This window comes from Pseudomonas sp., assembly GCF_048269965.1.
Taxonomy (GTDB): domain Bacteria; phylum Pseudomonadota; class Gammaproteobacteria; order Pseudomonadales; family Pseudomonadaceae; genus Aquipseudomonas.
Window position 1 is genome coordinate 1 of sequence record NZ_JBLWTV010000045.1, and the last position, 7,035, is coordinate 7,035.

Consider the following 7,035-nt stretch of genomic DNA (forward strand, 5'->3'; position numbering starts at 1 on the left):
TGACGATCAGCGGTGTGCTCCACGACGAGAACACCCACACCAGTACCGCGTACATCAGCAGTAGGCCGATGATCAGGCCGGTGCCCATGTCGGACATGGTTTCCTGCTGGTCGACCGAGCGCCCCTCAAAGCTATAGCGCACGTTGTACTGGCTGCTCAGCGCCGGCAGTTCGCGGCTGATGCTGTTCAGCACCTGGCCGGCGGTGGTTTGCGACAGGTCGATATCTGCCGTGACATCGGTGGCGAGCATGCCATCGGCATGGCGCAGCGCTTCAAAGCCCTGGTTATTGCCGAACTGCACCACCTGGCCGAGCGGTACGAAGCGCCCGTCATCCAGGCGAATACTCAGTTCGTTCAGGCTGGCAAGGCTTTCGCGCTCACTGCGCGGCAGTTGCACGCGCACCTCGATCTCGTCCTGGTCTTCCTGATAGATCTGCGCCAGGCGGCCGTCATAGGCGGCGCGCAGCTGGCGACCGACGCTCTGGATGCTGAGGCCCAGCGACTGGCCGTAGGGGGTCAGGCTGTAAACCAGCTGCTCGCGGCCCCAGGACATATCGTCTTCGGTGCTGAGCACGCCTTCAATCGACCCGATCATGATCGACAGCGCCTCGGCGGCGTTCTTCAATTGCTCGGGATCGCTGCCGGTCAGGCGCACATCCACGTCTTTGCCGGGCGGGCCACCGGCCTGTTCGGTGATGTTTAGCTGATCGATGCCGGGCACCAGTTGAATACGTTCACGCCAGGCACGAATAAAGGTCTTGTTGCGCACCGTGCGGTGATCCGGCGAGACCATCTCGATCAGCATGGCGCCCAGATTGTCGCCCTGACGCGCGCCGGCGTTCTCGCTGATGACCTGACCCTCGCGGGTCACCGCGGTGAGGATCAGATCACCGCCCAGCTCGCTCTCGGTTTGTTCCAGGGTCTGCTCCAGATGCCGCATGAAGCGGATCATGGTGTCACGCGGGGTACCGGCCACAAAGCTGACGTTGGCCTGCAGCATCTGCGGCTCGGGCGTCGGGAAGAAGCTGAAGCCGATACGGCCGCTGCTCATCAAACCTATGGTGAGCATGACTGCCACCAGCGCACTGGCAAGGGTAGCGCCACGATAACGCAGCGCGAGCTGCGAAAAACGCCGGAAACGGCCATCGCGGAAGCGGTTGAAGCCGCTGTCGAAGCGTTCGCGTACGCCGTCGATGCGGGCGACCAGGCGTGCGCTGCGTGAGGTGCCGGGCGCCTTTTTGCTGCCTGGCTGGAACGCAGAGCGCAGGTGGTGCGGTAGCACCACAAAGCATTCCAGTAGCGAGGCAATCAACACGCAGATCATCACGGTGGGAATGTCACCGAGAATGTTGCCGAAGATGCCGCCAACCATCAGCAGCGGCATGAATGCGGCGATGGTGGTCAGCGACGAGGCTACCACCGGCCAGAGCATGCGCTTGGCGGCGCCTTCCGAGGCGCGCTGCGGCTGCTCGCCTCCGCGGAAGTGCGCGTCGGCATCTTCGCCCACTACGATGGCATCGTCGACGATCACCCCCAGCGCCATGATCAGGGCGAACAGGGAAATCATATTGATCGAGCCGCCAATCAGCCAGAACACCGCCATGGCGGCAAGAAAGGCGGTGGGAATCCCGACGGCAACCCAAAGTGCAACCCGCGCAGGCAGGAACAGGTACAGCAGCACCATAACCAGCACCAGACCGCTCAGGCCGTTGTTCACCAACAGGCTGATACGGTCGTTGATCAGTTGCCAGGCCTGATCGTAAACGTGGATCTTCAGCTCTGGTGGCAAGCTGGGCTGCACTCGCTCCAGCCAGGCGTTGAGTGCCTGCGCGGCCTCCAGCGAATCACCGTCTTCAGCGCGCTGCAGTGATAGCTCTACCGCCGGCTGGCCGGCGTAGCGCAGCAAGACTTGGTTGCGCCGCGGCTCCTGACGAATCTCGGCGATGTCGCCGAGGCGCAAGTGGCTGGTGCCGTTGGGTTGCAGCGGGATATTGGCAAACTCTTCGGCGTCGCGGCGCTGTTCAATGGCGCGCAGCTCACGCGCCGAGTCCTGCTCACCGGCCTGGCCGGCCGGTAGATCGCGGGATTCGGCGTTGACCCGGTCGGCTACCTGATCGAGTGACAGGCCGAGGCGCTGCAGGGTGGTGTTGGGAATTTCGATACTGATCTGCTGTTCCGGCAGGCCGGCGATTTCGATGCGGTCGATACCGCTGGTGAGCAGGTCATCTTCCAGCCGGTTGGCAATGATGCGCAGCTCATGGGGCGCGTAGGGCCCGTACAGCAGCAACTTGGCAATCGGGTCATAGCGGGCGACACGCACGACCTCGGGCTTCTCGGCGTCGGCGGGCAGATTGCGGAATTCGTCGACCTGCTGGCGTGCGTCGTCCAGCGCCACCACCGGATCGGTACCCTCACGGAATTCCAGGGTGATGCTGGATACCCCTTGCGCCGAGGTCGAGGTCATATTCTTAAGGTTCTGGATGCTGCGCAGGCGCTGCTCCAGCGGAATGGTAATGGCCTGTTCGATATCCTCGGCGGCGGCGCCGTTCCAGACCACGCGGATGGTGACAAAGTCGAGCGCGAAGGTCGGAAAGAACTGGATGTTCATGCGACTGAGGCCCAGCATGCCACCCATCAGCATGACCAGCATCAACAGGTTGGCGGCCACCTTGTGGCGGACAAAAAACGCCAGTGGACTGCTCTCGTTCATGGCCGTGGCCCTGTGCTGTCGTCAGCCTCAGGAGATGGCGCGCCAGTGTCGACTTTTAGCCCCTGCACCGCGTTGGGCAGGTGGGTAGTGACGATTTCCATGCCGCCGCTCAGTTTGGGTGAGCGCACCAGCACGCGGCGCTCACCCTGTTCGTTCAGGGTTTCGCCTACGCGCTGCACCTCAATGCGCTGCAGGCGGCCATCCAGCACTTGGTACAGGGTGTCGTTGCCATAGAGCGCGCTGTAGGGCAGGGCGACGCTGTCGTCACGCACTGGGCGGGCCACGCTGATCGCCAGCAGGTTACCCAGTCGCAGGCCGGGCTGTGGCTGGTCAACGCTGAAGATCGCTTCCACGCCGCGCGCGTCGGCCTGGCCGGCGATGCGTTTGAGGGTCAGGCTGATGGCTGGTTGCAGATCTAGGCTGCGAGCTTTCAGTTCGCCGCCGTCCTGCAGCGCCTGCATGAAGCTCTGGCTATGCACCTGCGGCACCACGGCGCGCAGCTCCATGCCCTGCAATGGATAGAAGTCGAGCAGGGCGGCATTGGCATTAACCTGGTCACCCACAGCGGCCTGCACGTTGCCGACAATGCCATCGAAGGGGGCGGCGAAACGGCTGCGCTCGGCATCGCGCTGCATGCTGTCAAAGGTAGCCTGCGCGCGGTCCACCCGCGCCTGCGCCGCTTTGAGGCGCGAGGGGTAATTGTTGATGCTGCGCTGGCGATTGGCAACGGTCAGGGCAGCGCGGTCCAGCGCGTCCTTGCTGTTTTCCAGGTCGGCAGCAGGCAGCGCGCCGCGGGTAATCAATTGCTCGACCCGGCCAACGTTGGTCTGGGCGTTGGCCTGAATGCGTTGCTCCAGCTTGAGGGCGCGCAGGTCGTTCTGGTGTGCAGTCTGTTCGCTCTGCAGTTGCGCCTGGGCATCTGCCAGGTCGGCTTCGGCCTGCGCAACGCGCGGCGCGATGTCGGCCTCGTCGAGCGCCATCAGTAACTGGCCCTCGGCTACCTGCTCGCCGTCCTGCGCCGGTAATGCGGCCACTCGGCCGGCCATGGGGGCGACTACGGTAAACAGCAGCGGCGACTCCAGCTCGCCGTAGAGCGTGAGCCTGGGGGCGAAGGCGTCCGGCTGGATAACCTCGGTGGCGACACGCCAGCTGCGTTCCAGTGAGCCTATCGGGGCTGGCTCATCACGGGTCAGGCGCAGCAGGATGAAGATGACGATCCCGACGGCAATGATCAGAATCGGTACAAGGCGTTTACGCATGGAAAGTCCGAGTGGGGCAGTTATTGTTTTGACCGCCCTATATAGCCTGTTGCCCGGTCACGGGGCAAGGGCCTTGCGTGTCCTTTGCGCATGTAGAACATTGTCGTGCGCGCGACAGGCAGATGTGCCGCCTATGGAGCAACATATCTGCAATGGATAGGGGTTCTCCTGATGCGATTGTGGGTCTAACGTGAGACAAAATAAAACAGCCCGACACGGTGCGCCGGTGTCCGGGCCGAACCCCTATCTGGAGGCACTGTCTGTGGCTACTGCACCGCGTTGGATTCCGTCCTATCCCGAGAACGTCCGTTGGGATCTGCCGTTTGACCCACAACCGATTCCCGCCTTGCTGGACGCGGCGGTGGCTGAATTTCCGGATAATTCGGCCATCGATTTCTTCGGTAGCAAAATGACCTACCGTGAATTGGCCAGCAAGGTAGCGCAGGCGGCGCGTGGCTTTCAGCGACTGGGCGTCAAGCCCGGCGTGCACGTGGGATTGTATTTGCCGAATTGCCCACACTATTTCATCAGCTTTCTGGGTGTGTTGCGCGCCGGTGGCACCGTGGTGAACTACTCACCGCTGGACGCCGAGCGCACCCTGGAGCACAAGATCGAAGACAGCGAGACCGACATCATGGTCACGCTGGGCTTGCAGGCCTTCTATCCGCGCATGGCTACCTTGCTGGCACGTACCCGGCTCCGCCATCTGGTGGTGGGTGAGTTGACCGAGTTCTGCACCAGCGCGACGGCGGAACAACGCGACCTGCTGGGGCCGCAGGCAGCACCGCAGCTCGGCGCCGAGTGCAGCAGCTTTGCGCAGTTACTCGACAACCAGGGCGACTACCAAACGTACGCCCTCGACGACCCGAATACCTGCCTGGCCGTGCTGCAATACACCGGTGGCACCACCGGCGTGCCCAAAGGCGCGATGCTCACCCATGGCAATATCACTGCCTCCTGCGCGCAGCTGCGCGAGGTGCTGAGCGCGGCGGTAGAGCCGGGGCAGGAGCGGGTGCTGGCGGTGTTACCGCCGTTTCATATTTACGCCTTGATGGTAAACATGATTTTCGGCCTGCGTGCGGCTGCCGAGCTGTACCTGCACCCGCGTTTTGACGTGCTCAGCGTGCTCAAGGAAATCAGCGAGAACCGCATCACCACTTTCCCCGGCGTGCCGACCATGTTTATTGGTTTGCTCAGCCATCCGGCGACGGCTGATTACGATCTGTCGTCGCTGAAAATGTCCAACTCCGGCGGCGCGCCGCTGCCGGTCGAGGTGCAGCAGCAGTATTTCAACCGCTCGGGCTGTACCCTGCGCGAAGGCTGGGGCATGACCGAGACCACCACGACGGGCACCTTCACCCCCAAAGACGCGGCGCCGCGTCCCGGCTCCTGCGGTGTGCCGGTGCCGGGCTCGCAGATTCGCATCCTGCCACTCGATGGCGGTGAAACGGAGCTGCCGGCGGGTGAAAAAGGGGAGGTCTGCATCAAAGGGCCGAATATCACTGCCGGCTACTGGCGCCGCCCCGATGCCACCGCCGAAGCCATGACCAGCGAGGGCTTTCTGCGCACTGGCGATATTGGTTACATGGATGCCGACGGTTTTGTGTATATCGTCGATCGCACCAAGGACATGATCCTGTGCAGCGGCTACAACGTGTATCCGCGCACCATTGAAGAGGCCATCTACGAGTTTCCCGGGGTTGAGGAAGTCTCGGTGATTGGCGTGGCCGACGCCTACCGTGGCCAGGCCCCCAAGGCCTTCATCAAACTGAAGAGCGGCGTTGAGCTCTTCAGCTTCGAGACCCTGCAGGACTTTCTCGCCAGTCGCCTGGGCAAGCACGAACGCCTGCAGAGCATGGAAATTCGCCCGGAGCTGCCAAAAACCCCGGTCGGCAAGTTGTCGAAGAAAGAGCTGTACGAAGAAGAAAAGCAGAAGCAGGCGGCCGCGGTCAGCGCTTGACAGCGATGCGGGTGGCTGCCGCCACCCGCATTGGCTCTACGCCGAGAGCCGCTGGGTCAGGGTATTGAGCTCGCCTGACAGGCCGTGCAAGGTCTGGCTGGCGCGCGAGGTGTTGTCGACTTCGGCCTGATTGGCGCTGGCAATGTCGGTAATCTCGGTGATGTTGCGCGAGATATCTTCGGCAACGCTGGTCTGTTCATCGGCTGCGGTCGAAATCTGCCGATTCATATCGCGAATCGACTCGATGGCCTGAGTAATCTGCCCCAGGCGCTCGCCAGCCTGGGTGACCTGTCCCATGCTGGTCTCGCTGCGTGACTGGCCATTCTCGATCGCCTTGACTGCCTCCAATGCGCCGCTCTGCACGTTGTTGATGATTTGTTGAATTTCAGCGGTAGATTCGGCGGTGCGCTGCGCCAAGGTGCGTACCTCATCGGCCACCACGGCAAAGCCGCGACCCGCCTCACCGGCCCGTGCTGCCTCAATCGCCGCATTCAGCGCCAACAGGTTGGTCTGCTCGGCAATGCCCTGGATTACATCGAGCACTTTGCCGATGCGGTTGCTGTCGCCTTCCAGGCGGCGAATCACCTCGGTGGTGTGGGTAATCTGCTGCAGCATCTCCTGCATGCCCTTGATGGTCTGCTGCATCACCTGACCGCCCTGCTGGGCGTTGCTGTCGGCCTCATCCGCCGCGCGGGCCGCTTCGGCAGCATGCTGCGCCACTTCGGCTGCCGAGGCGGACATCTCCTGCATGGCGGTAGCGACCTGATCGGTGCGCGAGAACTGGTCGCGGCTGCCTTGGGCCATGCGTGTGGCGATGGTATTCAGCTCGCCACTGGCGCGATCCAGCTCGGTGGTGCTGCGTTGCAACTGGCTGAAGGTGTCACCGAGAAAGCTGCGCAACTGGTTCGCCGCGCGGGCGAGCGTGCCCAATTCGTCCCGCCGATCAGTTTGGATCGGGGCACCCATGCGGCCTTCGCTGAGTTGGTCGATCTGCCGGATAAGCAGGGTAATCGGATTGACCAGGCGCCGGTTCACCAGCCCTAGGCTGAGCAGACCAATCAGCAACGCCGCTACGCAAAGCAGTACCAGGCCCAGCCAGACTGTGC

The 7,035-nt window shown here is 62.9% G+C and carries 4 protein-coding genes; 1 reads left to right on the forward strand and 3 read right to left on the reverse strand.

Annotated elements, in window-relative coordinates:
* Positions 1-2,710, reverse strand: a 2,710-nt coding sequence (locus ACN0X6_RS24670; RefSeq protein WP_417707973.1) for an efflux RND transporter permease subunit, incomplete at its 3' end; no start/stop codon positions are given.
* Positions 2,707-3,969: an efflux RND transporter periplasmic adaptor subunit gene (locus ACN0X6_RS24675; RefSeq protein ID WP_417707975.1), complete on the reverse strand. Its 1,263-nt coding sequence runs from the start codon at positions 3,967-3,969 to the stop codon at positions 2,707-2,709. The genes ACN0X6_RS24675 and ACN0X6_RS24670, both read right to left, overlap by 4 nt.
* A 226-nt stretch (positions 3,970-4,195) precedes the next feature.
* On the opposite strand from ACN0X6_RS24675, the gene ACN0X6_RS24680 reads away from it, so the two are divergent.
* The gene (locus ACN0X6_RS24680) at positions 4,196-5,929 is read left to right on the forward strand and encodes an AMP-binding protein (protein WP_417707977.1); all 1,734 of its coding nucleotides are present in this window, start codon (positions 4,196-4,198) and stop codon (positions 5,927-5,929) included.
* Positions 5,930-5,965: 36 nt separating this feature from the next.
* Here the strand turns inward: ACN0X6_RS24680 and ACN0X6_RS24685 are convergent.
* Positions 5,966-7,035 (reverse strand): methyl-accepting chemotaxis protein (locus ACN0X6_RS24685; protein ID WP_417707979.1); only part of this gene is annotated, 1,070 nt, incomplete at its 5' end.

Bases quoted from the DNA above. Each gene is read 5' to 3' on its own strand.
- ACN0X6_RS24675 (WP_417707975.1), bottom strand. From the start codon at position 3,969: ATGCGTAAACGCCTTGTACCGATTCTGATCATTGCCGTCGGGATCGTC.